The 26,888-nt window shown below is 35.6% G+C and carries 25 protein-coding genes; 15 read left to right on the top strand and 10 right to left on the bottom strand.

What is annotated here, in order from left to right:
* Positions 1 to 6 precede the first annotated feature (6 nt).
* Positions 7 to 1,008, bottom strand: a complete 1,002-nt coding sequence (locus J0L69_03240; protein MBN8692181.1) for an NAD-dependent epimerase/dehydratase family protein — start codon at positions 1,006 to 1,008, stop codon at positions 7 to 9.
* A 101-nt stretch (positions 1,009 to 1,109) separates the two neighbouring features.
* On the opposite strand from J0L69_03240, the gene J0L69_03235 reads away from it, so the two are divergent.
* The 3 genes from J0L69_03235 to J0L69_03225 all read left to right on the top strand — a co-directional run bounded on the left by J0L69_03235 (position 1,110) and on the right by J0L69_03225 (position 5,717).
* A complete protein-coding gene (locus J0L69_03235; protein MBN8692180.1) occupies positions 1,110 to 2,441 on the top strand; it encodes an oligosaccharide flippase family protein in 1,332 nt (443 codons plus the stop codon).
* Positions 2,438 to 4,648: an N-acetyl sugar amidotransferase gene (locus J0L69_03230; GenBank protein ID MBN8692179.1), complete on the top strand. Its 2,211-nt coding sequence runs from the start codon at positions 2,438 to 2,440 to the stop codon at positions 4,646 to 4,648. Before J0L69_03235 ends, J0L69_03230 begins: the two co-directional genes overlap by 4 nt.
* A 172-nt stretch (positions 4,649 to 4,820) precedes the next feature.
* Positions 4,821 to 5,717 carry a polysaccharide deacetylase family protein gene (locus tag J0L69_03225; protein MBN8692178.1) on the top strand — a complete coding sequence of 299 codons (897 nt, stop codon included), beginning with the start codon at positions 4,821 to 4,823 and terminating at the stop codon, positions 5,715 to 5,717.
* Here the strand turns inward: J0L69_03225 and J0L69_03220 are convergent.
* Positions 5,707 to 6,471 (bottom strand): class I SAM-dependent methyltransferase, encoded by a 765-nt coding sequence (locus J0L69_03220; GenBank protein MBN8692177.1) that lies wholly within the window; start codon positions 6,469 to 6,471, stop codon positions 5,707 to 5,709. The genes J0L69_03225 and J0L69_03220 overlap by 11 nt on opposite strands.
* Complete coding sequence (locus J0L69_03215) at positions 6,461 to 7,216, bottom strand: peptidoglycan bridge formation glycyltransferase FemA/FemB family protein (GenBank protein ID MBN8692176.1); 756 nt, start codon at positions 7,214 to 7,216, stop codon at positions 6,461 to 6,463. The genes J0L69_03220 and J0L69_03215 overlap by 11 nt, the downstream gene beginning before the upstream one ends.
* A 111-nt stretch (positions 7,217 to 7,327) precedes the next feature.
* Between J0L69_03215 and J0L69_03210 the strand changes: the two genes are divergently transcribed.
* From J0L69_03210 to J0L69_03195, 4 genes are read left to right on the top strand one after another with little or no spacing between them, the layout of a single operon-like run.
* Entirely contained in the window at positions 7,328 to 8,404 is a 1,077-nt protein-coding gene (locus J0L69_03210) for a hypothetical protein (GenBank protein MBN8692175.1), read from the top strand.
* Entirely contained in the window at positions 8,401 to 9,519 is a 1,119-nt protein-coding gene (locus J0L69_03205; GenBank protein MBN8692174.1) for a glycosyltransferase family 4 protein, read from the top strand. Before J0L69_03210 ends, J0L69_03205 begins: the two co-directional genes overlap by 4 nt.
* 34 nt (positions 9,520 to 9,553) lie before the next feature.
* Complete coding sequence (locus J0L69_03200; protein ID MBN8692173.1) at positions 9,554 to 10,405, top strand: glycosyltransferase; 852 nt, start codon at positions 9,554 to 9,556, stop codon at positions 10,403 to 10,405.
* Complete coding sequence (locus J0L69_03195; GenBank protein MBN8692172.1) at positions 10,405 to 11,601, top strand: glycosyltransferase; 1,197 nt, start codon at positions 10,405 to 10,407, stop codon at positions 11,599 to 11,601. The genes J0L69_03200 and J0L69_03195 overlap by 1 nt, the downstream gene beginning before the upstream one ends.
* On the opposite strand, the gene J0L69_03190 is transcribed toward J0L69_03195, so the two are convergent.
* Entirely contained in the window at positions 11,598 to 12,986 is a 1,389-nt protein-coding gene (locus J0L69_03190; GenBank protein ID MBN8692171.1) for a hypothetical protein, read from the bottom strand. The two genes, J0L69_03195 and J0L69_03190, sit on opposite strands and share 4 nt — an antisense overlap.
* Before the next feature lie 56 nt (positions 12,987 to 13,042).
* Here J0L69_03190 and J0L69_03185 point away from each other — a divergent pair, with 56 nt between their 5' ends.
* The 3 genes from J0L69_03185 (at position 13,043) to J0L69_03175 (ending at position 17,675) form a co-directional block, all read left to right on the top strand.
* Positions 13,043 to 13,906, top strand: a complete 864-nt coding sequence (locus J0L69_03185; GenBank protein MBN8692170.1) for a class I SAM-dependent methyltransferase — start codon at positions 13,043 to 13,045, stop codon at positions 13,904 to 13,906.
* An 87-nt stretch (positions 13,907 to 13,993) separates the two neighbouring features.
* On the top strand, positions 13,994 to 15,043 hold the full coding sequence (gene galE / locus J0L69_03180) for a UDP-glucose 4-epimerase GalE (GenBank protein MBN8692169.1): 1,050 nt from the start codon (positions 13,994 to 13,996) through the stop codon (positions 15,041 to 15,043).
* Position 15,044: 1 nt separating this feature from the next.
* Complete coding sequence (locus J0L69_03175) at positions 15,045 to 17,675, top strand: AAA family ATPase (GenBank protein ID MBN8692168.1); 2,631 nt, start codon at positions 15,045 to 15,047, stop codon at positions 17,673 to 17,675.
* A 68-nt stretch (positions 17,676 to 17,743) separates the two neighbouring features.
* Here J0L69_03175 and J0L69_03170 read toward each other — a convergent pair whose 3' ends face one another.
* From J0L69_03170 to J0L69_03155, 4 genes are all read right to left on the bottom strand, one after another.
* Positions 17,744 to 18,424 (bottom strand): hypothetical protein, encoded by a 681-nt coding sequence (locus J0L69_03170; GenBank protein ID MBN8692167.1) that lies wholly within the window; start codon positions 18,422 to 18,424, stop codon positions 17,744 to 17,746.
* A gap of 88 nt (positions 18,425 to 18,512) precedes the next feature.
* Positions 18,513 to 19,202, bottom strand: a complete 690-nt coding sequence (locus J0L69_03165) for a hypothetical protein (protein ID MBN8692166.1) — start codon at positions 19,200 to 19,202, stop codon at positions 18,513 to 18,515.
* Positions 19,203 to 19,278: 76 nt separating this feature from the next.
* Positions 19,279 to 19,965 (bottom strand): hypothetical protein, encoded by a 687-nt coding sequence (locus tag J0L69_03160; GenBank protein MBN8692165.1) that lies wholly within the window; start codon positions 19,963 to 19,965, stop codon positions 19,279 to 19,281.
* A 115-nt stretch (positions 19,966 to 20,080) separates the two neighbouring features.
* Entirely contained in the window at positions 20,081 to 20,449 is a 369-nt protein-coding gene (locus J0L69_03155; protein ID MBN8692164.1) for a hypothetical protein, read from the bottom strand.
* Between the two features lie 57 nt (positions 20,450 to 20,506).
* Here J0L69_03155 and J0L69_03150 point away from each other — a divergent pair, with 57 nt between their 5' ends.
* Positions 20,507 to 21,361 carry a peptidylprolyl isomerase gene (locus J0L69_03150; protein ID MBN8692163.1) on the top strand — a complete coding sequence of 285 codons (855 nt, stop codon included), beginning with the start codon at positions 20,507 to 20,509 and terminating at the stop codon, positions 21,359 to 21,361.
* On the opposite strand, the gene J0L69_03145 is transcribed toward J0L69_03150, so the two are convergent.
* Complete coding sequence (locus J0L69_03145; GenBank protein ID MBN8692162.1) at positions 21,362 to 21,868, bottom strand: hypothetical protein; 507 nt, start codon at positions 21,866 to 21,868, stop codon at positions 21,362 to 21,364.
* 2 nt (positions 21,869 to 21,870) lie between these two features.
* Complete coding sequence (locus tag J0L69_03140; GenBank protein MBN8692161.1) at positions 21,871 to 22,752, bottom strand: class I SAM-dependent methyltransferase; 882 nt, start codon at positions 22,750 to 22,752, stop codon at positions 21,871 to 21,873.
* 133 nt (positions 22,753 to 22,885) lie between these two features.
* Between J0L69_03140 and J0L69_03135 the strand changes: the two genes are divergently transcribed.
* From J0L69_03135 to J0L69_03120, 4 genes are read left to right on the top strand one after another with little or no spacing between them, the layout of a single operon-like run.
* Positions 22,886 to 24,295, top strand: a complete 1,410-nt coding sequence (locus J0L69_03135; protein MBN8692160.1) for an MFS transporter — start codon at positions 22,886 to 22,888, stop codon at positions 24,293 to 24,295.
* 1 nt (position 24,296) lies between these two features.
* Complete coding sequence (locus J0L69_03130; protein MBN8692159.1) at positions 24,297 to 24,854, top strand: YeeE/YedE family protein; 558 nt, start codon at positions 24,297 to 24,299, stop codon at positions 24,852 to 24,854.
* Positions 24,855 to 24,858: 4 nt separating this feature from the next.
* Entirely contained in the window at positions 24,859 to 25,269 is a 411-nt protein-coding gene (locus J0L69_03125; GenBank protein MBN8692158.1) for a YeeE/YedE family protein, read from the top strand.
* A 1-nt stretch (position 25,270) separates the two neighbouring features.
* The gene (locus J0L69_03120; GenBank protein ID MBN8692157.1) at positions 25,271 to 26,887 is read left to right on the top strand and encodes a beta-N-acetylhexosaminidase; all 1,617 of its coding nucleotides are present in this window, start codon (positions 25,271 to 25,273) and stop codon (positions 26,885 to 26,887) included.
* The last annotated feature ends 1 nt before the right edge of the window (position 26,888 follow it).

Here is a 26,888-nt window from a genome sequence, read left to right as displayed (position 1 = left end):
TTCGATTTAATCCTCCAACCAAATCTTAGGTAACTTTTCGGTTATTTCAATGTTGTCGAACTTTTTACTCTTTTTGATGCCGGTTTTTTTAGCCCAGGCTGCCATTTTTTGCAGACCGTTACTTAATGAAACAAAATCTTTGTCGTTAATGCCGAACACTTTTTTACTTTTTGAGTGATCAGAATAAGCATGTTGCACTTCATTACGTGCTTCTAAAAAACGGATTGGCTGACTAAGATTCATTGCCTTAGTAACTTCCTCGGCCAATTGCTTCACGGAATAATCTACATCTCCTCCAATATTAAAAACCTCGTTGTAGGCCTCTTTAATTTCAACGCACTTTGCGATATGTGGCGCTACATCATCGATGTAACTAAAGGCACGGGTTTGACTTCCATCTCCAAATATTGTTAATGGTTTTCCCTGCATTAATTGATTCATGAAAATGCCTACTACGTTGCGGTAGCGGTCGCCCAGGTTTTGATATTCGCCATATACATTGTGCGGACGGAAAATAACATAATTCAAACCAAACATTTCGTGAGTTACCTTTAAATCCATCTCCACCGAATATTTTGCAATACCATAAGGATCTTCCGGCATCGGCACCATATCCTCTCGCATTGGTAATTGTCCCTTCCCATAAACAGCAATAGAAGAAGTAAAAACAAAGCATTTGATTTTATGAAGAACCGCTTGATTAATGAGGTTAATGCTTCCCAGTACGTTATTGTTATAGTTAAACCTTTTGATAAAATGACTTAATCCCTCGGCAGCATAGGCCGCCAAATGGTACACATAATCGAATTTTTCCTCGGCAAACAACTTTTCGAGCAGTGGATTATCGTTGATAGAGCCTTTAATAAATTTAGCCTTTGGATTCACGTTTTCCTCAAACCCACCGCTTAGGTCGTCGAGTACAACTACCTGATGACCCATTTTAAGTAGGGAATTCGTTACGTGTGCCCCAATAAAACCTGCACCCCCGGTTACCAACGATTTTGCCATAAAATTGAATTTAGTACTAAACAAATTTAAAAAAAGAAATTAAAGTTGAAGCCTGAGGGAATGCACAAATATTTTTGTAGATTTGGTATGTATAGCACTCTATGCTAAGTAAACATCTTATCTCATCCGTCCTAACGCAAGTTCCTGTGTTTATTTTGGGCGTACTAAGTGGGGTTTTTTCTACACGAATTTTAGGCGATGAAGGCAAGGGTGTGTTTTCACTTTTTCAGGCCAACGCTCAGCTATTTGTTTTGGTTTTTTCACTGGGCATACAAACAGGTATTGTTTATTTCATTTCATCGAAAAAAATTAATGAGAGGTATGTTATAGGCATGGCGATATCGGTTTTTGGTGTATGCTCATTATTATTAATTGGCCTTCTTATCATAAGTAGTTTAACTGATGCGGGTAGTTTTTTTCTACCGGAAGGCTATACCTCACCTGTTTATTTAATGGCTTTGTTTATAATGTTTCTATTATCCTTTCTTAACAGCATACTTGGTGCTGTTTTCCAGGCACATTCCAAATTCAACACAATCAACTTTATAGCATTAACGAATAGTATCATTAACGTGTTAGCCTTCACATCTTTGTTCTTTATGTTCGAATCTGAAACGAAATCTGCAATTGAAAGGTTTAATACAATCCTAGGCATAACAATATCCGTATTGTTGATTAACTCACTTTTATGGTTATATAATTATAGTAGAAACATTGCTCTTAAACCTGATTTTAATTTTGATTTTAAAAATCAATTTAAAACATTCATAAGTTATAACACCTCCATTTATATAGGCATGTTTATTAATTTTTTTAATTACCGCCTCGATTTGTGGATTGTAAATCATTATTTGAATGATAAAGAGCTTAGTTATTACTCACTTGCTGCCAATATTAATCAAATCATTTTATTTTTGGCGGTTACAATAGCGTCTGTTATGCTTCCCAACCTTTCCGGTAAAAGCGAGACTGAAAGAACGGAAACCTTTATCAAAGTAAGCCGTTTGTGTTTTGCCTTATTCTTCCTGATTACATTTATAGGGTATTTGCTTTCGGCATGGATAATTCCATTTATGTATGGCTCTGAATTTGAAAGTACTGTGATACCTTTTCAGGTTATCTTGCCGGGCATGTTATTTTCCTGTATTACACAGGTATTCTCTATATATGTTGTTTCATCCAACCGTAACATTTATAATATAACTGCCTGTTCTATTGGCTTAATATTTACATTAATACTCGACTTATGGTTAATTCCACAACTTGGAATCTATGGGGCTGCTATTGCAACAACATTGAGTTACTTCGCTATATTTGTAGTAACATATTTATTTGTGATTAATCACACTAAAAAAAGAACGCTCAATTTATTTATACCGTTACCGGGCGATGTTCGTCAGGTTATACACCTACTATCCTCCAGAACTAAATGAAAGTTGCCATCATAGAAACAGATCATTTTCAATACGGTCTTACGCAGTCGGCCGTTTTTGAAGGCAATGAAATCTACTTTTTTGTTACAGAAAGTATAAAAAAAGAAATGCATCAATATCAACCCGAATTATGTAAGGGTACGTTTCATGTTATCGATAGTTTAGAAAAAGGGGCTGATGAAATTATAAGTATCTGTAATGAGAAAAACATGGATGTGCTGATGTTGAGTCCGGTTTTTGACGGGTTTGAGGCAGTATTAAAGATTTCGAAAAACATTACTTGCAAAAAAGTAATTACTATTCATAATCTTAATTTTTGGTTAGACGCTAGATACAGAACTCCACATTCTTTTAAAGAAAGAAAATTAAAACAAGAAATTGTAAATAGCTTCGACTATATTGCTGTTGAAGATTTCATTTATAATTACGTTAAAAATGAAGCTTCAGAAAAGTACAGCAAGTATCGCTTTCTTTACATTCCATTTACCATTTTTAATGAAAAGCAAGTAAGGAAATATTCCAAATCCGATAACACTTTAAAAGTAGTTTTGCCCGGAAGTATCCATAAAGACAGAAGACGTTACGAAAATGCAATCGAAGTTATAAAGCACTTCGCGAAAAAGAAAGCAAATATTACATTTTCCTTTGCAGGGAAGGCTTTAGAAGATTATGGCAAATGGGTGATCAGTCAACTAGAAGAGGCAAATGCTATTCACCCTGGAATTGCTACTTATTTTGGAAATGATAAGGAAATTGTACCTGAAATGTTTTTAAAAGAAATGGAAACCTCGGATATTGTCCTATCAACATCCACCATTGAATTTAAAGCGCTCGGTACAACAGAATATATAGGAAAAACCAAGCCTACAGCAGCTATACATGATATGATGAGTTTTGAGTTGCCGGGTTTATTACCATCAAGCCTTACCATCCCTGAAAATTTAAGGGGCTCCGTGTTTAATTATACACATGCAAATGAACTAATCTCAATCTTGCAAAAGTTACTTGATTCGCCTGCTCTATTAAAAGAATGGAAAGACAAAGCGGCACAAAACTCACGGTACTTTTCCTCAGCGCAAATACGTAAAAATTTACCTTTCTTCTATAACCAATGTTCCCGGTGCATTATGGATAACTCTAATGATCCTGAAATATTTTTTGATAAAGAAGGCCATTGTAATTATTGTAACGATTATTTTAGTTATGTTCAGAAGGAATCTACTCTTCATGAATATACACTTGAAAAAATAAAACCGACCATTGAAAAAATAAAATTAGAGGGTGCGGGTAAAAAATACGATTGCATTGTGGGCATCAGCGGAGGAACTGATAGCGCTTATTTAGTTTATAAACTTGTTGAATTAGGACTAAGACCGCTTGCTGTTCACTTCGATAATGGCTGGAATAGCGAAACGGCTAGTCAGAATATTGAGGTGCTGCTTAAAAAATTAAATGTTGATTTATATACAAGTGTCATTGATTGGGAGGAATTTAAGGACTTACAAATTTCGTTTTTACACGCTGGCGTAATTGATGTAGAGCTAATCACCGATTTAGCCATTATTGGTTTGCTTTATAAAACTTCCGTAAAATATAACACGAAATATATTTTCACAGGTCACAACACGTCAACAGAATTTATTTTACCAACCAGCTGGTATCACTTTAAACTTGATTCGCTGAATATTAAATCCATTCATAAAAAGTACGGCAGACGTAAAATAAAGACATTTCCTTACCTGAGTTATGCCGAACAATACTACCATGCAAAATTCAGAAAAACAAAAGTAATCGCCTTGCTGGATTACCTGGACTATAACAAGATGGATGCTCAAAAAATTTTAGCGGAAAAATTGGATTGGAAAAACTATGGCGGAAAACATAACGAATCTATTTTTACCCGCTTCTATCAAAATTATATTCTTCCGGTTAAGTTTAATGTTGATAAACGAAAGGCGCATCTCTCTTCTTTGGTTTGCTCTGGACAAATTACCCGTGAAGACGCTCTTCAAGAAATGAAAACAAACATTTGGGATATTCCACAAACCTTAGAAGATAAAAATTACGTGCTAAAAAAACTTGGGCTGAGCGAAGAGACATTCGATAAGTGGATGAAAGAAAAACCTGTTTCTCATTATAAATTTGCCAGCTACATCACACACCATAATGAATATGTGAAAACAGTAAAAAAATTACTCGGACAGTAATTTCAAACAACTTTAGTGTTAAAGGGTGGCTACCTCCCTTTGTTTTTAAAATTTTTTTATTATATTGTGAGCCATGAGTTCATGGCGAAATGCTATATTTAAATTACTCTGTTTATTTGGGGTTGGTCGTCTATTACTTCTTTATAACCGGTCAAAAAATAGAATACCTGTCTTGGTATTCCACAAAATCATTCCGGAATATGATGCTACGTGGCCCGGCATTCATCCCGACTTGTTTGAAAAAATATTGCTCCGCTTAAAAAAACGCTACACCATTCGCCCTATTTCCGATTTGCTAACTAAAAAACCGGAAGAATTAAAGGATGCTTGTTTTATTACTTTTGATGATGGATATAAAGATTATCTCGATTATGCCTATCCAATTTTGAAAAGGCATCAAGTCCCATCTGCGTTATTTGTTCTGCCTTATCAGATTTCGAACAAGGGTCATATTTGGACTTCAGCAATCAGCTTTTTCATAAAACACTATCCTTTTGAAGAAATAGAATTATTTTTTAAAAATCATAAAGTACAAATTGAAGATTATTCAAATAACTATTTTAAACTAAACCATTCTATTACAAGAAAATTATGCAAATTACAAGCTAAAGATCGTGTAGTTATAATTAACGCTTTACGTCAGAAATTCATTGAGGATACTCGCGTGATAGAAAACGAACTACTTTCGTTTGATGAACTTCGTGCCTTAAATCCAAATCTTACGCAGGTAGAATCACATAGCTTTTCGCATCCTAGTTTTAAAGTAGAGACAGATGAAAACTTTATTGATCTTGAATTGAAGGAGTCGAAAGAAGTAATAGAAAGAGAATTAAATAAATCTGTAAGCGCATTTGCTTTCCCCTTTGCAGAATACAACGAATTATCCTTCAATAAAATGAAACGTTATTATAAAATGTGTTTCACCAATATCAACGATTTTGTTTACTTAGATAAATTAAAAAACGACCCTGAACAACTTTTTGATCTCAATCGCTTTTATATTCATCAAAATAGTGCCGAAGAAGTCTTTATGCTAATCAACGGGTTTCATAGAATCTTTAAGCGCTAATAGTCTTTTTACAAACCACAAACAACCACTCGTCTGTAGAGCTATCATCCGTTCTTTCACCTGCTAAGTTATAAAATTCAACGCCATCAAAGCCCTGCTTATCCAATTGCTTCTTTACAAATTCAGGCGTACTGTGAAATGTCATTAACCCATAATTATGCGCGCAATTATTAATTACGGCATACTCCTTTTCGTATATTTCAAATTTTCGCTTTTTAAAATGCCTACGCATATAAGGAAGTAATTTCAAAAAAGTCTTTAAATTAATCCACGCACTATTTTTAGAATTCAGCCACGGAGAGAGATTAAAATTATGCGCGTTTTTATTATGTGTTGAGAAAAAGAAAACACCTCCCGGTTTTAACACCCTGTTTATCTCAGATAAAATTTTTGCTCTATCGTCTAACGACGCGTAATCTATACCATTAAACGAAAAATTAACAAAGTCGAACGAGCCTTCACTAAAAGTTCCTAAATCCACCGCATTCATGCATCTTAAATCAAGCTCAACGAATTTTAACTTGGCTTTTTGAATAAGATTTTCTGAATAATCGATTCCCACATATTGTTTGCAGTAATTTAAAAGATGCGCTGTAGTTCGCCCCGCACCGATTCCGATATCAAGTAAATTGCCACACTTGTCACTTTTAAAATGCCTTTCAAAAATAGACTTCTCTACAGGCATCAAGCCCGAAAAGCCATCGTACCAATGTACAACATGAGTTGAGTTGTATGTCTCCAAATTATCCTGCATGAAATAATCTCTTTAAAAAACGAAGAAATACATTCTTATATATAACGCCGCTATACTCCTTCACCTTATAGCCGCCAAACTGCTCCTTGAATTTATTAATTCCCAGTAAATGTGTGTCGGAATTGCCATTATACCAACCACAAAAATCATACACCTCAGCTCCAAGCTTCTTACATTCTTTTATATCCAGCCAATGAAGTGCACGATGAGCCCTGCCATAATGCGAGCTTGATGCTTCTCCCTTATTTTTATGCTTTAAGTGAAACGAATACAAATTAGAAGCTCTTTGTTTAGTTATTCGATAAAAATTAACGCACAAATAATTATCGCCCTGACGGATGTAAGAAACTGCCATCAATCCTTGCTCGCAATAAGCCTTTAACCGGAAGGCTTCGGCTTTACGAATGGCTTTGTGTTCCGCAAAGTCGTCATACAATTTAATATATTGCGGCATGGCATCTACCGATACCGGAAAGATAAAGTCATATTCGAAATTTTGATTTTTCAGAAATGAATTTATTTCGTCTCTAGTCCTATGATAAATGGCTTCCCAAATATCATTTTCGGCTTGTTCAAGATTAATCAGTAAAGTATAAAACTCGCTTAAGTTATTTTGCGTGTTTTCAGGCACCTGAATAAAGTAGTTAATATCATCGCTAACCTCTTCTGAAGAAATTAAAAAAATCTCATTAACCGAGAAGATGCCTCGTCGATACTTTAATTTATTTATATTCTTAAGTGCCACACGAAAGAGCTTATTTACAAATATAGAATAATTACACTGTTAACCCGTAATAACTCCATCCAAACGTGCTTAAATCAAGTTTTTATACTATTTTTGAAAAGGTTGTAACTGTTGAAACTAGAAAACCAACATATCCTGATACTTTCCAACGAACCCTGGGGCGAAACCTGGTTTTCAAAACACAACTATGCTTGGGAATTGGCAAAAAAAAACAAAGTGTATTTTATTAATCCCCCGGTTCCATTTCGTCCATTAAATATTTTTTCTTCCGCGATACATCAAGAGAAAATTACCGACAATTTATATGTGCTTACTTACAAAAACATATTACCGGTAAGTGTTGAAATATTGAGAAAAATAAACGAAGGTTTCGTGTTTAAGCGATTAAAGAATCTTCTTGACTTACATAATGCTAAACAACCGATTTTCTGGACTTTTGATCCTTCGCGTTTAACCTCTCCTGAATTATTAAATTGTCGCTATACCATTTTTCATGCGGTAGACAAGTACAGATTTTTACGTAAAGCAGAATATGTTATTACAAAAAAAGCTGATTTAATTATTTGTGTAGCTGAAGAGATTGCAGAAATATACAGAGACAAAAATAAAAACGTTCGGGTGCTACCGCATGCTATTGCTTCCGACGAAATCATTAAGCAAAAAAAACAAAGAGGCTCGAAATTAATCGGTGTGTTTGTTGGGAACATTGATAAACGAATCGATTTTGCCTATACAGCAGAAATGATTCAAAGATTTCCGGAAGTTGAATTTCATTTTGTTGGAAAAATAATTAATGACGGAAGCCCATCCCATCTTGTTTTTGAAAAAGGTTTCAAAAATGTAATTCATCACGGCGAAAAACCTTTTAAAGAATTAAAAAAGTTTATTTCTCAAGCTGATTTTTGTATTTTATTTAAAGTAAATGAAGTCGGTGGAAATAAAATATCAAGTCACAAAATGTTGCAGTACTTCGCGCAAGGGAAACCAATTTTTGCATCTCATTTAACGCAATACGAGCCTGTAAAACATCTTCTTTATATGAGCGACAATCGCGAAATCACCATGAATTCATTCGCGAATTTTGTAAAGCACCGCGAAGACGATAAATTATTTGATGAGCGAATTAATTATGCGCAACAGCACTCATTTGAAAATATCATTTTAAAAATTGAAGGATTGATAGCATGAAACATGTTGTAATGATAATTGCCAACAGTCCTAATCCGTCCTACTTTAAATGGTTTGCCGAACTGAACCATCAAGAGAAGGCGTGTAAACTTTCCTTCGTTTTTCTACACACTGAAACGCCGGCCTTATGCGAAACTGTAAAAGCTTATGGTGTTGAATCACATATTCTTTATTTTAATACCTATATCAGTAAGCCGCTACAATACATTAAAATGGTTTTTAAGCTTTACTTTTTATTTAAAAAAATAAAGCCGGATGTTGTTCAAACCAATTTATTTGATGATACGCTTCCGGGAATGCTAGCCGCCAAGTTAGCGGGTGTAAAAAAACGCGTCATTACCAAACAAGATACCGGATACCATGTTAAGTATGCGCCTTGGGTGGTTAAATACGACAAATTCAATAATCGCAATGCGACTCACTTAATCGCTGTTTCCGAGGAATCTAAAGAGTTTATTTTAAAACACGAAGAAGGAGAAGCAAATAAAATTACCATGATACATCATGGTGTTGACGAACAATTCATCACCTCAGCAAGTTCTTCACAAATCGAATTCGTTAAAAATAAATTTAATCTGTCAGGAAAACTTGTAGTTGGAACTGTAGCACGCTATATTCCTTTAAAAGGCTATGCCGACTTAATTGAAGCGGCTGCTATGTTAACTGCCGAATACCCTCATATTTTGTTTTTAGGTGTAGGGTATGGTGCGCAAATAGATGAACTTAATTTGAAAATAAAAGAAAAGAACCTTCAAAATAATTTTGTGCTAACCGATTTATTGGACTACGAGCTAATGCCTGCGGTTTATCAATGCATGCATATTTATGTTCACGCCGCGCAAATCGAACCTTTTGGTTTTGTACTACCTGAGGCCATGTTTAACAAAAAACCTATTATTACCACGCGTGTTGGTGCGGCCCGTGATGTATTAATCCATCAAGAAAGTGCCTACTTAATCAATTATAATTCGCCGGAGGAAATTGCAAGCGGAATACGTTTTATTATGAATAATAACCTCGGAGAAGAAATGGCGAACAAAGGCTATAATTTAGCTAAAGCTCATTTTGCGCGTGAATTTATGTGGAATAATTACAAATCGCTTTTTTTAGGTTAATACTTTGCATAGCAATAATTACCATACAACTCTAGTGTCTGTAATCATTCCGGCTTACAACGCGAAAGATTTCATCTCCGAAACAATTGAATCAGCTCTCAGACAAACTCACGCAAGTTTTGAGCTACTGATAATAAATGATGGCTCAACAGATGGAACTGACAAACTTATTGATGAGTACGCGCTACGTGATTCGCGCATACGCGTTATTCATAAAGCCAACAGCGGCGTTTCCGACACAAGAAATCGCGGGATCGCGGAGGCCAAAGGCGATATCGTTTTTTTTCTTGATGCCGATGATATTTGGAATAAAAACAACATAGAAGAGAAAATAAAATATATAAACATAAAAAAAACCGACGCTGTATTCTCGGCCTGTGAAATGATTGACGAAAAGTCGATTTCATTTACAACTTACTTAGGAGGAAGTGAAGATTTGTGCTTGAATGATATGCTATTGTCTAAAGGCAATTACACAACTGCACCATCCGGAATAGCCATTAAAAAAAATGCTTTAATTGATGTAGGTGGATTTGATGTTAACTTATCCAACAATGCCGATCAGGATTTTTTTATTAGAATTTTAGCCGCGGGCTATAAAATAGGTTACATTCCTGATGCGCTATGGAAATACCGAATTCACTCAGGCAGTATGTCAAAAAATGTTCGCCTTTTAGAGAAAGATATTCTTTATGTTTTTAATAAAGCGGCGCGTAATAATTTATTCCGCTCGTTTTTATTTAAACAAAAGTGTTTTGCGAAAATTTATATCACCTTAGCAGGAAGCTGGTGGAAGAATGGCAATAACAAAATACGGTCGATTTACTTTTTAATGAAAGCTTTCCTAACCTATCCCCCTGAATTAATTAAATTCCTTTTTAAATAATGGGTAGCTGTAAAAAAAATATTTTAATACTAACCTATTGGAGTTTTAAGGACGCCCTCATTCAGACCTATACTTTGCCATATGTACATCAGATTTCTGAAACATTGAATGACGACAATAAAATTATTCTGCTAACGCTTGAGAAAGAACCTCAGGATTCTTTTGATGTCAATAATAAAATTCGTGTAATAAGTTGGCTTTATAAACCGCTTGGTATTAAAGCAGCCTGGATGTGGGTCAAATACATTATTAAATTAGTTCGCATCATTCGCGAAGAAAAAATAAACACCATTCATGCCTGGTGTACCCCTGCCGGTATGATAGGTTATGTTTTATCAGTTATAACCCGAAAAGAATTGGTAATTGATAGCTTTGAACCGCATGCAGAAACAATGGTTGAAAACGGGGAATGGAAAAAAGACAGCTTCGCCTTTAAATTATTGTTTCGTTTTGAAAAACTTCAAGCCCATCGCGCCAAACATCTTATTGCAATCAGCAGCAAAATGCACTCTTATGCAAAAGAAAAATACAACCTCAGTAATAAACCACTCTTTATAAAACCGGCTTGTGTAAACCTGCAGTTATTTTCCATAAAGAATATTAAAAATCCGGAGCTTATAAATGAGCTCGGTCTTAAAAACAAAATCGTTTGTGTTTATGCAGGAAAATTCGGAGGTATTTATTTAGAAAAAGAAGCTTTTGATTTTTTTAAAGCAGCTGAAAATTTTTGGGGTGATAGATTTATTGCTTTGATCTTAACTTCTAATACTGAAGAAGAAATTGAAAACTACAGAATTCAATCATCACTTAAAACATCATCTATCATTCGTCGCTTTGTGCCTCATGCTGAAATTGCAAATTATATTGGCTTAGGTGATTTTGCTTTCACACCGGTAAAGCCAATTCCCACTAAACAATATTGCTCTCCCATAAAAGATGGTGAATATTGGGCTTTAGGCTTACCCGTGGTGATTACCAAAAACATTTCAGATGATAGTGACATCATAAAACAAAATGGAATTGGATATGTATTAGAGCATCTGAATGACGCTGAATATTTAAAAGCGATTCAGTTAGTGGATTCGCTTCTAAAAAACAATTCGCGTGAAAATCTTTATTCAAAGATCAGAAGTATTGCTGAAACAAGGAGAAATTTCTCAATTTCTCAAAGCATTTACAACGCTATTTATCATTAAAAGAAAATGTCTCTCTTCTTAATTTGCTTGTAGCAATAGTCTATCAGAAACAAGGCAGAGACAAAATAAGGCACTAATGGGATTTTAAACCGTACCAAAGCCCCAAAATTAGAAGTGGTGAGTCCAATCATAAATCCGAATAAAATAGAAAAAATAACACAAAACAAAATGATTGGATTGGCCACAATAATTTTTAATGCGCCTTTCAATTTTGTAGTGAAAATTATGTACAGAACAAAGCCCAGCAAAAATAAATTTTCGAGGCCCGCGAGTAAAATCACAATGCTTGTTCCGTCTATTAGAAAGTAAGGCCTAAATAACCCTGCGTTAAGTGCCGGTAAAAACAAGCGAATCATTCCATTGAAAGTTCCATCAAAATCTCCAATATCAAAGCTGGAACCACCGTAATAACTTTGCTTTAAATCATGATTGGTTACAGCAGCCGTTTCAAATGCCCGCTCTAGTGAAAATTTAGACATGCTGCCTCCCAAGCTGTTCAACACATAAAAAGAGAGCCCTAATATCCCTGCAATAATGATAGGGAATATTATATAACTTACAAATTTACTATTTACACGTTGTAACTTATCATAAAAAATCCAAAGCAAACCACCGGGAAATAATACAATGAATATGTATGGCTTAATATTGATGATAAGCCAAGAGGCAAGCGCCATCAAAATAACACTTCCTATTTCTCTCTTCTTTAGAATAAAAAATTTATGCGCCGAAAAAATAAACATAGCTGTTGCCATGTAGGTGTAGGTGTCTTTTGAAATGCCCCCTCCCCAGAACAACGGTGATGGGAAATACAATATTGCCCAAGCCAATTTAGATTCAATTTCAGGCGCATAATCCCTAAACATTAGGAATAACTTCCATATCGAAAAATAAGATAAATACGAAATTAACAGCGAAGTCAAAAAATAACTTTTACTGGTAAGTAACGAAAAAATACTCGTGATTTTAATTACCATAAAAGTATGCGAATCAAAAAACATATACGAGTACGGAAATCCTGTTTTGTCATCAAACAAAGAACGCGTTTCGACAGAAGGTGGCGACAACATCACTTCTATATATTTCGAAGGGTCTTTGTAAAATAAATTTACCATCGCCATTGTCGACTCAAAATACGACACCGTATCGCCTCCCTTATAGTAGAAAAGGTAGATTGAACAGAAAAAAAACGTACCTGCCATTTTAGCCGCCAATCCTGTCATGTAGTGTTTGTAAGATTTATCCAGCTTAAGCTTACGACTTTGAAATAAAAAGCTGAAAATAAGAATCAATACGGCCGTACCTACCGTTGCAAATATATCTATCCATTCGAAGCGAATACGTTGATCGTATTCCCACATTTCCATGGGGTACAGATTGTCCATTAATCTTTATACTTATTTAGTAATAATCGTAAATTTACAAATTATTAGATGATTTGATGGAACATGCCATTTGCATTGTTTGTAGTAACAAACAACTTAAACCGCTCAATAGCTACAAAGGAGCCTTTTTAGTTAAATGCGCAGGTTGTGGCATGGTTTTCAGTCAGAAAATTCCCTCAAACGAAGAACTCACAAAAATCTATACGAACTACCCTCGCTTTACTTCCTTACCACCATTAACCGTAAAACGTTACAACGAGCTTTTGGATAAAATGGAGCCCTTTAGACGTACCAATAACCTTCTCGATCTTGGCTGCAGTAACGGTTTATTTTTGGAATGTGCTAAACAAAGAGGCTGGAATGTTTTTGGTACCGAATACGCACAAGAATCAATTGATTATTGTGCCAACAAAAATATAAAGGTGTTTAAATCCGACCAATTGTCGGATGATTTCTTTAAACTAAGTTTTGATGTAGTAACCAGCTTTGAAGTTATTGAACACATCAATAACCCAAATGAAGACATGGCTTTGGTAAATAAAGTGCTTCGTAAAGGAGGCGCCTTTTATTTCACTACTCCGAATTTTAACTCCATCAGCCGTATTATATTAAAAGAAAAATGGAATGTTATTGATTATCCCGAACACCTTTCCTATTACACACCATCCTCCATCCATTTTCTCCTCAATGCCAATGGGTATAAAAAGAACTTTTTGATAACAACCGGCATTAGTTTTACCCGATTCAGTCAAAGCATGAATTCTGAGGCGGTTTCCAAAAGCATTCCTGTAAATGACGAAGCTTTAAGAAATAAAATTGAACATAATCCTTTCTTAATGTTCGCAAAAAGTACGATTAACTTTATCCTTAACCTTTTTAAAGTCGGCGATTCCCTAAAGGGTTTTTACATTAAGCAATGACAGCTGGCTTTAACAGTTTTATTGCCAAAACCATGTTGCAATTCCTTTAAAAAATCTTATTTTTAAACCTTACAAGTTATTGTACCAATGAGTCAAAAACAAAGCATAATCGTTACCGGCGGTGCCGGATACATCGGTTCACACACTATCATAGAACTTCTTGAACAAACAGATTTCGATGTTATTTCAATTGATAATTATTCTAACTCGAGCGAAAAAACATACGAACGGATTTTTTCTATTACCGGGCAACAAAAACGTCTCACACATCTTAATATCAATCTTTGTCATAAGGACGAATTAATTAACGCTTTCCAAAACATAAATAACATAGCCGGCATTATTCATTTTGCCGCTTTTAAATCGGTACCGGAGAGTGTAAGCAACCCGTTATTATATTATCACAACAATAATGAAAGTCTTGTAAATGTGTTGTACTTATGCAAAGAAAAAAACATTAATCACTTTATATTTTCTTCTTCTTGTTCTGTTTATGGTAACATCGATAAACTTCCAGTTACTGAAAATAGTCCTTTCCAACCGGCCGAATCACCTTATGCGCATACGAAACAAATTGGTGAAGAAATTGTAAAATCATTCACGCGGTTTACCCCGGGCTTTAACTCTGTTTTATTACGCTATTTTAATCCGGTTGGCGCCCATAAAAGCGCTCAAATTGGTGAATTACCATTAGGAGCTCCAACAAGTTTAGTTCCTATCATTACCCGAACAGCAGCAGGTATCATTAAAGAAATGCATGTACACGGTAGTGATTATGAAACACGTGATGGCTCATGTATCCGTGATTACATTCATGTAACAGATATTGCAGATGCGCATATCAAAGCATTAGATTACATTTTGAAACATAAAAACAAAAACAATGTAAGTTTATTTAATCTCGGCACCGGAAACGGTGTAAGTGTTTTTGAAGCGATAAATTCTTTTGAAAAAATATCGGGATTAAAACTTAATTATAAAGTTGGGCCACGCCGCGATGGCGATGTGATGGCTATATATGCCAATAATGATTTGGCAAAAAAAGAACTGAACTGGGAACCGAAGTTTAATATAGATGAGATGATGTTGTCTGCATGGAAATGGCAGCAACATTTATCATCAGCAACAACTAATTAAAATGGAAAAACGTTTTAAATTCAAAAGCCTTTCTGTTTACTCGTCGGATGAATGGATGGCTAATTCAACCAAAAGGTATCGAACCGTATTTGACAAAGCTGAAACAACTTATATTCGTTGTGAGTTAGCTTTATTTAATAAACTTTTTGATGAAGAAGATTGGCAAACAAAAGTGATTATCCGTTGTGAAAAAATCATTCCGGGTAACAACGAAAAAATTTGCGAGTTAGAGACTGAATTAAAAGTTAGCAAGGAAGATAACATTGCATACATCCGCGATGGTTGGGGAAATGCGACGCAGGGTAGTTTCTGGAAAAAAGGAACCTATAAGTGGATAGCGTTGATAGACGGAAACGTTATAGGCGAACAACAATTTTTTATTGAAGATGTGGGTTTGGTGACGAATAATTCGAATCCATACTTTACCATTGAACACATCAAATTATACCCCGGTGATTACGATGGCTGGCAACAACGCCATCGCAAGTATTTAAAAACATTCAGTAAAGCAACCACACAATATGTTTGGGCTGAGATTAAAATTAAAGCGCTTACTAACTCTGATTTTAATTACGAATTATTCTTAAATTATATTGATGATGCGGGTCAACCTAAAGCGCATCAAAGCAAAACCGGTTTCATCGATTCAGATAAAAGCGGATTTTCATACACCATTGATTTAGGCTGGGGTCATAACAACGCAGGTTCATGGAAAGACGACCAGTATACTTTAGAGGTTGTGTTTATGGATGTCTTAATAGGCGGTGTAACTTTCCAATGTAAAGATGTGGAAGAAGAAGGCACTCCTGAACTTATTACTTCAATCCAACAAACCTTGTCGGTTAATTCAAACTCAACGAATACTACAGCACAATCCAACGCAACAGCTCCGGATAAAACATTAGAAGAATTATTGGAAGATGTTCAAGCTTTAATTGGATTAGAAAATGTGAAGAAAAGTTTGAATGAAAACATTACGTATTTAAAATTTAATCAGCTTCGCAAGGAAAAAGGCTTTGATGATAATTCTAAAATCTCATTGCACTCGGTGTTTACGGGAAATCCCGGCACCGGTAAAACTACAATTGTAAAGATGTTGGGCAAGATTTACAACAAGATGGGCTTATTGTCGAAGGGGCATGTGCATGAAGTGGATCGTTCTATTTTAGTTGGTGAATACATTGGGCAAACCGCACCAAAAGTTAAAAAGGCTATCGAAGATGCGCGTGGCGGAATTTTATTTATTGATGAAGCTTATTCATTATCACGTGCCGGCGACGACAGCAAAGATTTTGGGAAAGAAGTGATTGAAATTCTATTGAAAGAAATGAGTGATGGTCCGGGTGATATTGCTATTATAGTAGCAGGGTATCCTAAAGAGATGAATGTGTTTTTGGAAAGTAATCCGGGTCTAAAATCACGTTTCTCTGAATATTTCCAATTCGATGATTACTTGCCGGAGGAATTATATCAAATTTCTCAATACGCAGCAAAAAATAAGCAAGTCACAATTGCCGCTGATGCGGATGCATATTTGAAGGAACAATTAACAGATGCCTATCGTAAACGAAATAAATCTTTTGGTAATGCTCGTTTTGTACATGGCTTAATTGAAGAAGCCAAACAAAACATGGGCGTTCGCATCATGAAATCCGGCAATCTTGAAAATATTACAAAAGAAGATTTGTCGACGATTACTGTGGATGATTTACGACAAGTATTCATCACGGAAGACAAGAAAAAATTGAATCTTGTTGTTAACGAAAAAGATCTTCAATTAGCCATGGCCGAGTTAAACGAACTCACTGGGATGGATAACATAAAACAAGATTTGAACGAATTGGTTAAGCTCATTAAGTTTTATAACGAAATGGGTAAAGATGTAGTCAATAAATTTTCGTTGCATTCCGTTTTTACCGGAAATCCCGGAACCGGAAAAACAACTTTAGCGCGCATCATTGCTAAAATTTATAAAGCGCTTGGACTATTAGAAGGCGGACACATTGTTGAAGTAGATCGTGAGGGACTTATTGCAGGTTATGTAGGACAAACCGCTTTAAAGACACAAGAGAAAGTGGATGCCGCTATGGGTGGAATATTATTCATTGATGAAGCTTATGCTTTGGCAGAAGGCGGTGGACAACATGATTTTGGCAAAGAAGCTATTGAGGTTATCTTAAAACGTATGGAAGATCACCGGGGTAAATTCGGTGTAATTGTAGCAGGCTACCCTGATAATATGCATAAGTTTATTGAAATGAATCCGGGATTAAAATCAAGATTCGATAAATTGTTTCATTTCTATGATTACACTTCCGACCAATTAATGGTGATTGCTGATGCCCTTTTGAAAAAAGAAGGATTAAAAATGTCGGAAGAAGCTCGTGAACATTTACACAAATATTTTACAGCACTTCATGAAAAACGTGATAAGTTTTTTGGCAATGCGCGCACCGTTAGACAAACCATTGGTGAAGTTGTGATGAAACAAAATTTACGAATGGCTGCTATGGCTACTTCTCAGCGAACTACTGAAGCATTAGCATCTCTCACGTTTGATGACGTAAAGCACCTGCAAATTGGCGAATCACAAACCAAGCAAGGATTAGGCTTTAGATTTGGAACACAATAATGATAGGAATGATCACAAAAAAACCCTGAAAATACTTTCAGGGTTTTTTATTATACTATAATTTAGAATTATTGGCGGCCACCTTGCATGGCTTTTAATTCTTCCATCGTCATCATCTTATATCCTTCGGTTGATAATTCAAATTTTGAATCAGCTACTGCGCCGGTAGAAACTTCTTTCGCCACCATTTTAATTTTCATTCCGCCTTGTCCGCCGCCCGAATATTCAAAAGGTACACCATTCAAGCCCTTCATAATTATCTGACCCCTTCCTTTACCTTCTTTGTTCGGATTTTCGAATTTATCGCAATACCACACTTCAGTTTTTTCTTCTTTATTATCTTTTCCAACAACTGTTACAATTGCTTTCTTACATTCGTAACCTGCAATTGTTTTTGTTTCGTTAATGTATTCGATTTTTGGATCCGCAGGCTTATCTTTTGCCTTAGCAGCGTCCTTTTCCATCTCTTCTTTGGTTTGCTTCACCGCAATTTTATTTCCCATTTGCTCCATTAACATCACCATTCCCTTTTCATCAATCATTGTTTGATTTGTAAACATCATTGAAGTCATTTCAGTTAATGATTTTCCGTTTTTGAATGTCACCTTAGTTTCCATATCACCTAACATAGCTGCTTGTTCAGGAGCTAATCCTTCAAAAGTCATGGCATAGGTAATTGAGCCTTCTTTAATTTGCGCATTTGTAAAACCACAAATCAAAATGGCTGCTGCTGTAATTAGTTTTTTCATGTTGTTGTTTATTATTATTGTTTCAAATGTCGTACCAATTTACGCCTTTATGGCTGTTAAATTTTGTAAAATAGATGAGCGGTTAATTTTACTGAAGACCGCTAAAAAACTTCTGCATTTCAGCCTTATCTACGATCTTATAATAAGCAGGCAATTCAAAAGTGTTATCAGGAATTTCTACATTCTTTACCTTTTTGGCCGTAAACTGCAATTCAAGTCCCATCTTCTTTAAACGGTATTGCATCAACATGCCTTTAACACCAACATACGGACTTAATGAATTTACATTCTCTACTTGCATTTCTTTCGTGTAATAGGCATCAAAAGTTACTGTAGGATCATTAACCATGGTAACTTTTATTTTATGGCATTTATATCCTGCTATTACTTTGGTATCGTTTGTTTCTTCGATTTTTAATTTATACATCGAGTTTTCGAGAAGTACTTCTTTTTCATTCTCAATACAAGCTTGTTTCACATCCATGAACTTTACCATTTGTGTTAGTGTTTTATTGGTAAAGTCGGCCATAAACATGGTATTGAACATGCCCATGGTACTCATTTCCATGATGAATTTATCTTTTTTAAATTTTAAGGTAGCTGAACTTGGTGCTAAACCGGCCAAAGGATGGTTTTCATCAACGACTTTTGTTTCGTATTCAATCTGGCCTTCATCGCTTACTTTGCTGTCTTCACCTTTACAAAAAGTTAATGTTAAAGCAAAAACAACAGCTAACGCGGAGAATAAATACTTTAATGAAAAAAGCTTCTTAGCCATTTTAAACAAGAGCTTAAAATAAGAAAATATTAGTCAGATTATCAAATAAATTTTGAGCTAAGCTACTATGGCTTAATCAGAACTGATTAAAGAACTCCTGCATTTGTTGCTTGGAGATGATTTTAAAGTCTCCGGGTATTTCGAATGCTTTGGAAGGTATTGTCTCCTTTTTAACAGATTTTGCTACAAATTCCATCTCCAAACCCATTTTACTGAGGCGATATTGCATTAACATGCCCTTTACTCCCGAATATGGACTCAATTCATTTACATTTTCAGTCCCCATATCGGTTGTATAATAAGCATCAAAAGTAACTCCGGGATTACTCACCTTTTTTACCTTAATGCGCTTACACTTATAACCGGCTATTGTTTTTTCGTCGGATGTTTCTTCAATGATAAGTTTATACCCTTCGTTTTCTTTTAATATAACACTCTCACTATCAACACTTGCCTGACGCATATCTAAAAAATTAACCATTTGGGTAAGCGTTTTGTTCTGAAGATTACAGATGTACATGTTCTTAAACATACCCATGGCAGTCATCTCCATCATGAATTTATCATCCTTAAATTTAAGTGTGGCTGAACCCGGAGCAAGTTCTGCTAACGGATGATTGTAGTCAACCACTTTCGCATCATATTCAATGACGCCTTCATTTACTGCTTTTTCATTGGTATTATCACATGAAAAAACAAAAACTATAAGAGTCGAAAAGAATAACGCTTTAACAAATAATGATATGCCGCGGGCAGGTTTCAATTTAAATCAAGAAACACTAAATCTACATAATTTATCAGCTCAAGCAACAGTAATCGAAGATTTTTTGAAATAAAAAAGGCAGCCTTTTGGGCTGCCTTTCTTAGTATATTTGTAATTAGCGAACTGTTACAATTTTCTCAACATTCTTTCCTTCTTCCAACTTAATGATGCTTACTCCTGATAAAGTTGAAGTTGCACTAGATTTAGTTGCTCGAATATCATAAATAGCCGGTAATTTAAAAGTAAAAGTTACACGTCCGGTTGCGTCTGTTTTTCCACTGGCGCGTAAATCGGCAGTAATAGTACCTTGGTTAGGAGTTTTTACATTAGCATAAAGCAACACATCTACACCTTCCATACTTGTTCCGGTAGAATCCCAACAAACTACAGTGGCAACACAATCTGTATTTTTCTTACAAGAAGTGTTACACAGATAAAAAACACCAAGCACTGCAAATCCTATTAAAATACCTTTTAGTTTCATTGTTTTAATTTTAAATGTACGATATTCGTATAGCAAATATAATCCATTTAATTATAAATGACAAATAGTAAAAGCTTAATTTTTAGCCTTTTAATTCTGTTTAGCTTAACCGTTTACCAAGGGCAAACCCTATCAAAGGAGACCGTCTTAATCAGTACCTCTTACGGAAATATGAAACTTAAACTCTATGAGGAAACACCCCTTCATAAAGCCAATTTTTTAAAGCTAGTGAAAAGTGGTTTTTATGATAGCTTATTGTTTCACAGGGTTATAAATAGCTTTATGATTCAGGGTGGCGACCCCGATAGTAAGCGCGCTAACGACACGGTTCTTTTAGGAAACGGAGATATTGGCTATTGGGTTCCGGCCGAATTCAACTCGTCCATTTTTCATAAGAAAGGAGTTATTGCAGCTGCCCGTGAAGGCGATGATGTGAATCCTAAAAAGGAATCTTCGGGTTGTCAATTTTACATTGTACAGGGTAAAAAATACGATTCACTTGCTCTAAAGAAAGCGGAAATAAGAGTGAATCGAGATGTGGTAATTAAAACCAATTATTTGGTGGGCTTTGGAGGTAAAAGTAAAAAACTGAAAGACTATTATATTCGATTGTATACACAAGGGAAAAATGACAGTTTAAATTGGGCCGTTAAACAACTAAGCGATTCGGTTTCTATTGCCGAATATTATAAAGCTAAAAGATATGTTTTTTCCGAAAAGCAAAAGAAAACATATGAATCAATAGGCGGAACACCACACCTTGATAATAATTACACGGCCTTTGGCGAGGTCATTGAAGGACTTGATGTAATCGATAAAATTGCTGCGGTAAAAACAGATAAGAACGACCGGCCAAAAGAAAACATCCGCATGAAAATATCTTTGTTAGAAGAAGGGAAAACAAAAAAATAATTACTTTTTAAAATAGTAATTGATGTTCATGTAAGGATGAATACGATCGTTAATGATGAAATCGGACTCGTTCATTCTGATTATTTTAAATTGATTTGGTACATACTTAGTTTCATCTTTCTTGAGCAAATACTTTTGTGTATAAAACATACTGTCAGTACAAGTAAAACGCACACGCGCCACTGCCGGACCAAAATAACCAACCTTTCCATTATGTAATATGTCCCAGTCGTAAAACATTATGGTGTCCGTATCATTAAACTTAATTTTATACTTCGCGAGGGTTTCCTTTTCTTCCGCGCTTAAATTACTTACCAATTTTAATTCGAAATTTTTTTGCTTCATTTGACTGGTAATGGCCGAATCGGTTGGAAGCAGTTTACCCTTACCATGCTTAAAGTTAACTGCACGATAACTTGTGCCCGGGGTGCGAATAGTTTCGCAATTTACCTGACTAATTCCGGCAAAACTTATCAGTAGTAATATCGCAGTTATGAATTTTTGCATGTTTATTTTTCTAATTTTCCCCACACTCCTAAAGGTAATTTTATTCCGGATTTTGATGGAAGGTACAACTCACCGACCGTTAGTTTCGATTTGTTTTTCTGAGCAAATGGCTTAAGTAAATTTTCAGGCACCATGGCGGAGAAGCCCAATGAATACGCATTCAAAATCAACAAATGCTTTTGCTCGTCTACCAATTGCAGAACGCTCTCCATCATTTCACTGATGTTGTCTTCCAATTTCCATTTTTCGCCATTTGGTCCGTGACCATAAGCAGGAGGATCTAAAATTATTCCTTGATATTTGTTTCCTCGTCTGATTTCCTTCTTCACAAACTTTAAGGCATCATCCACCATCCAACGAATGTTGTCCAAATTGGATTTTTGCATGTTCTCATTGGCCCAGGTCACCACTTGCTTTATACTATCCACATGCGTAACATCGGCTCCTGCCGCTCTGGCAGCTATGGATGCGCCTCCGGTATATGCAAACAGATTTAAAAATTTAGGTTTATTCAGTTTAGATAAAAACGTAGCGATACTATCCCAATTTACGGCTTGTTCCGGAAAAATACCCACATGTTTAAAAGAGGTTAAGCCTAACCTAAACACTAACTCGCCCTCTTGCTGACTTCCGTTTAAACGATAGTTAATCGTCCATTGATCGGGCATTTGCTTTAGCTTTTTCCATTCGCCGCTGGAACTTGATTTTGGTACAAACTTAACATGCGCTAACTTTTCCCATTCTTTCTCGTCATATATCTTTGACCACACGGCCTGCGGTTCAGGACGTATAGTAATAAACTTACCAAAGCGCTCTAACTTCTCGAAATTCCCGCAATCAATTAATTCGTAATCGTTCCAGTTTTTAGGGTACAATAATTCCATAAACTAAAATTAATCCTAATATTTAGGCGCCTGACAATGCGTTTAAATTAAATATCGCAACTGTCTTGTTAAAAACTTAGGGGTCTACGGCAATTACTACACAGACTAAAACAATATTTTAGATTAATTATTTATGCAAAAACTACAATCATCATTTGTCGCCCTAATAAGTGTTTTCTTCTTTTGGGGTTTTGTGGCAGCGAGCAACGGAATTCTAATTCCTCTATTCAAAGAAAAATTTACATTATCACAGTTTCAATCGCAATTGGTTGATTTGGCTTTTTATGCGGCTTACGCGGTAGGCTCCCTCATCTATTTTTTTATCTCAAGAGCAAAGGGCGATCCCATCAATAAAATCGGCTATAAAAAAGCCTTGATTCTTGGATTAATCATTTCCGCCATCGGTTCTTTGTTTTTTATTCCTGCTGCCGGTTTATTCTCCTACCCTTTATTGTTAAGCGCTTTGTTTGTAATTGGCTTAGGTTTTGCCTTACAGCAAATCGTTGCCAACCCATTTGTAATTAATTTCGGTGCTCCGGAAACAGGTTCGCATCGCTTAAATTTAGCAGGCGGAATTAATTCTTTTGGCACAACTATTGGTCCTGTAATTTTAAGTTACGCTTTGTTTGGAAATATTTCTGCGCCGGCTGCAGCCGATAGCAGTTTAGACGCTGTAAAAACACCGGCATTAATCCTATTTGGCTTGTTTATTTTATGTGCTTCCATTCTCTGGTTTTCAAAACTTCCTGTTATAACCAATACCGAAACCTTGGATAAAGATTTAGGCGCATTAAAATATCCTCAACTTACATTGGGTATGTTGGCCATTTTCGTTTACGTGGGCGTTGAAGTTTCCATTCAAAGTAACCTTGGAGCTTTATTACAAATGCCTGAAATTAAAGGCATCGACCATACAAAAATTTCACACTTTATATCATTGTATTGGGGAAGTTTAATGATTGGCAGGTGGACCGGCTCATTGGCAGTTTTCAATTTTAAACCAATAACCAAACGCATTATGCAGTTTGTTACACCATTAATTGCCTTTGCCGTTATTTTTGGAGTAAATTATTTACGCGGAAGCAATGTGGAAGATTTCTATTTCTACATTCCTTACATCCTAATTGCTTCGCTGATTTTTGTTTTGTCGGGCGACAATCCGGCTCGTACCTTATTGATTTTGTCATTAACCGCTTGTGTGATGATGATTGTTGGTTTAGTAAGTACAGGCAACCTTGCGCTTTACTCATTTATTAGCGGAGGCTTGTTTTGTTCTGTGATGTGGCCTTGCATTTTTGCCCTAGCTATTAACGGTCTGGGAAAATACACCAATCAAGGTTCCTCATTATTAGTTATGATGATTTTAGGAGGTGCTTTAATTCCACCGTTTCAAGGATTTTTGGTGGATAAAATGAACCCACACAGTTCATACATTGTTACTGTGTTTTGTTTTGCCTACCTTGCATGGTACGCCTTTAAGGTGAAATCCATTTTCGCGAAACAAGGAATTGAATTAAAAAACACAACCGAAACAACGCATTAATATGTTAGAATTACTTACAAAACCCTGGCCATGGTATGTATCTGGTCCGCTCATTGGATTAATGGTGCCGATACTTTTGATTCTTGGCAATAAATCATTTGGCATTTCCTCTTCATTGCGCCATTTTTGCGCCGCTTGCATTCCGGTTAAAGTAAAATTCTTCGATTACAACTGGAAAGCAGAAGCCTGGAATTTAATTTTTGTTCTAGGTGTTGTTGCCGGAGGTTTTATAGCGGGTATACTTTTGAAAAACCCCGAACCCGTACAAATTTCCGAAAACACCGTTAAAGATTTGCAAGGTTACGGCATCACTAATTTTTCTAATTTATATCCTGTAGAGATATTCAATTTTCAAAACTTACTTTCAGTGAATGGATTTTTATTTATGATTGTTGGAGGCTTTTTAGTTGGATTTGGTACGCGTTATGCGAATGGTTGTACTTCAGGTCATTCTATTATGGGATTATCCAATTTACAATTCTCATCACTGGTAGCAACCATTTGCTTTTTCGCAGGCGGATTAATTATGTCCTGGTTTATTATTCCTTTATTGTTTTAATCGTATGAAAAATTTAAAATACTTTTTTGTCGGACTATTATTCGGATTTATTTTAATAAAGGCGGAAGTTATATCTTGGTTTCGTATACAAGAAATGTTCCACTTTCAATCCTTCCACATGTATGGTATCATTGGATCTGCGATTACCATTGGCGCACTCTCTATTTTCATAATCAAAAAATTCAACATAAAAGATACTTCCGGGAATCCAATTACAATTGCGCCGAAAGAATTAAACAAAGGAACTGTTATCGGCGGTTTATGTTTTGGATTTGGCTGGGCATTAACCGGAGCGTGTCCCGGACCGTTATACGCGTTAGTTGGAAGCGGTCACTTAATCATACTCATTGTTTTACTGAGTGCTATTGCCGGAACTTTTACTTACGGTTTATTAAAAGACAAACTTCCACATTAAGATGAGGTATATAATTATTTTGTCTTTATTTCTAACGAATGTTCTTTTTTCGCAGAAAACGTTATTACCTATCATTCCGTATCCAAATGATGTTGTTTTACAAGCCGGACAATTTACTCTATCACCGCAAACAAAGATTGTTGTAAAAAATGATGCCTTTAAAAATGATGTAGACATATTTAACGACTATCTCGAAAAAAACTACGGCTTTAAATTAGAAATCACGGATAATATTATCAAAACCGGAAATTTTATTTCTTTTTCTTACCCCGATTTTGAAGCAGGGTTTTATGAAAATTATCATTTAGACATTAATCCTGCGCGTATCCATATTGTGGCAGAAGGAAAAGGTGCGGGTGCCTTTTATGCACTTCAAACCTTAATTCAATTAATTCCGTCTCAAGAAATAAAATCACTTAAAACAGCTCCTCAAAAAACATTTATTCTACCTTGTGTTTCGATTAAAGATCGTCCGAGTTATACTTGGCGCGGTATGCATCTTGATGTGTGCCGCCACTTCTTTCCTACTTCTTTTATCAAAAAGTATATTGATATTATTGCCATGTATAAATTCAATACTTTTCATTGGCACTTAACAGAAGATCAAGGATGGCGTATTGAAATAAAAAAATATCCAAAACTAACTTCAATTGGCGCCTGGAGAAACGGCACCATGATTGGCAAATACAGTGATCAAAAATATGACACGCTCCGTTACGGTGGATTTTATACTCAAGAAGAAATAAAGGAGATTGTTGCTTACGCATCCGCCCGACATATTACGGTTGTGCCTGAAATAGAAATGCCGGGCCATTCTCTAGCGGCTATAGCGGCGTATCCGTGGCTATCGTGTACAGGGAAAAAACAAGAAGTGGCAAAAGGCTGGGGAGTGTTTGATGATGTTTATTGCACAAAAGATTCTGTTTTTAATTTCTTACAAGATGTTTTAGATGAAGTGATAGCGCTGTTCCCTGGCAAATACATTCACATTGGCGGTGACGAATGCCCTAAAACCCGTTGGAAAACATGTGCTAACTGTCAGAAACGAATAAAAGAATTAGGCTTGAAAGATGAGCACGAACTTCAAAGTTATTTCATCACCCGAATGGAAAAATACTTAAACAGTAAAAGCAAACAAATTATTGGTTGGGATGAAATTTTAGAGGGAGGCTTGGCGCCCAATGCAGCAGTTATGAGTTGGAGAGGAACAGAAGGCGGCATTGCAGCAGCAAAACAAAAACATTTTGTAGTAATGTCGCCGGGTAAACCTTGTTATTTTGACCATTACCAAAGTAAAGACAAAACAAAAGAGCCGCTAGCCATCGGAGGTTATAACCCATTAGATTCAGTTTACAATTATAATCCAACGCCAAAAATTCTCACAACTCAAGAATCTGAATTTATTATGGGAGCACAAGCTAATGTTTGGACTGAATATATTCTGAATGAAAAACAAGTTGAATACATGGCGGTGCCGAGGTTGATTGCCTTATCGGAAGTATTGTGGACGCAACCCGAATACAAAAACTTCAACCACTTCATTTCACGGCTTAAAATCAATCGCGTCATTCTAGATAAAATGAATGTGAACTACGCTAAACATTTTTTAAAACCATAAA

It is taken from the genome of Bacteroidota bacterium (assembly GCA_017303905.1).
GTDB lineage: Bacteria > Bacteroidota > Bacteroidia > B-17B0 > Aurantibacillaceae > JAHEYG01.
The sequence above is the reverse complement of the archived record's forward strand: the minus strand, read 5'-3'. Positions and strand labels throughout refer to the sequence as shown.

Excerpts from the sequence above, each read along its gene's own strand:
- J0L69_03240 (MBN8692181.1), bottom strand. The coding sequence starts at position 1,008 with ATGGCAAAATCGTTGGTAACCGGGGGTGCAGGTTTTATTGGGGCACAC.
- J0L69_03235 (MBN8692180.1), top strand. The coding sequence starts at position 1,110 with ATGCTAAGTAAACATCTTATCTCATCCGTCCTAACGCAAGTTCCTGTG.
- J0L69_03230 (MBN8692179.1), top strand. The coding sequence starts at position 2,438 with ATGAAAGTTGCCATCATAGAAACAGATCATTTTCAATACGGTCTTACG.
- J0L69_03220 (MBN8692177.1), bottom strand. The coding sequence starts at position 6,471 with ATGCAGGATAATTTGGAGACATACAACTCAACTCATGTTGTACATTGG.
- J0L69_03205 (MBN8692174.1), top strand. The coding sequence starts at position 8,401 with ATGAAACATGTTGTAATGATAATTGCCAACAGTCCTAATCCGTCCTAC.
- J0L69_03195 (MBN8692172.1), top strand. The coding sequence starts at position 10,405 with ATGGGTAGCTGTAAAAAAAATATTTTAATACTAACCTATTGGAGTTTT.
- J0L69_03190 (MBN8692171.1), bottom strand. The coding sequence starts at position 12,986 with ATGGACAATCTGTACCCCATGGAAATGTGGGAATACGATCAACGTATT.
- J0L69_03185 (MBN8692170.1), top strand. The coding sequence starts at position 13,043 with ATGGAACATGCCATTTGCATTGTTTGTAGTAACAAACAACTTAAACCG.
- galE (MBN8692169.1), top strand. The coding sequence starts at position 13,994 with ATGAGTCAAAAACAAAGCATAATCGTTACCGGCGGTGCCGGATACATC.
- J0L69_03175 (MBN8692168.1), top strand. The coding sequence starts at position 15,045 with ATGGAAAAACGTTTTAAATTCAAAAGCCTTTCTGTTTACTCGTCGGAT.
- J0L69_03170 (MBN8692167.1), bottom strand. The coding sequence starts at position 18,424 with ATGAAAAAACTAATTACAGCAGCAGCCATTTTGATTTGTGGTTTTACA.
- J0L69_03165 (MBN8692166.1), bottom strand. The coding sequence starts at position 19,202 with ATGGCTAAGAAGCTTTTTTCATTAAAGTATTTATTCTCCGCGTTAGCT.
- J0L69_03155 (MBN8692164.1), bottom strand. The coding sequence starts at position 20,449 with ATGAAACTAAAAGGTATTTTAATAGGATTTGCAGTGCTTGGTGTTTTT.
- J0L69_03150 (MBN8692163.1), top strand. The coding sequence starts at position 20,507 with ATGACAAATAGTAAAAGCTTAATTTTTAGCCTTTTAATTCTGTTTAGC.
- J0L69_03145 (MBN8692162.1), bottom strand. The coding sequence starts at position 21,868 with ATGCAAAAATTCATAACTGCGATATTACTACTGATAAGTTTTGCCGGA.
- J0L69_03140 (MBN8692161.1), bottom strand. The coding sequence starts at position 22,752 with ATGGAATTATTGTACCCTAAAAACTGGAACGATTACGAATTAATTGAT.
- J0L69_03135 (MBN8692160.1), top strand. The coding sequence starts at position 22,886 with ATGCAAAAACTACAATCATCATTTGTCGCCCTAATAAGTGTTTTCTTC.
- J0L69_03130 (MBN8692159.1), top strand. The coding sequence starts at position 24,297 with ATGTTAGAATTACTTACAAAACCCTGGCCATGGTATGTATCTGGTCCG.
- J0L69_03125 (MBN8692158.1), top strand. The coding sequence starts at position 24,859 with ATGAAAAATTTAAAATACTTTTTTGTCGGACTATTATTCGGATTTATT.
- J0L69_03120 (MBN8692157.1), top strand. The coding sequence starts at position 25,271 with ATGAGGTATATAATTATTTTGTCTTTATTTCTAACGAATGTTCTTTTT.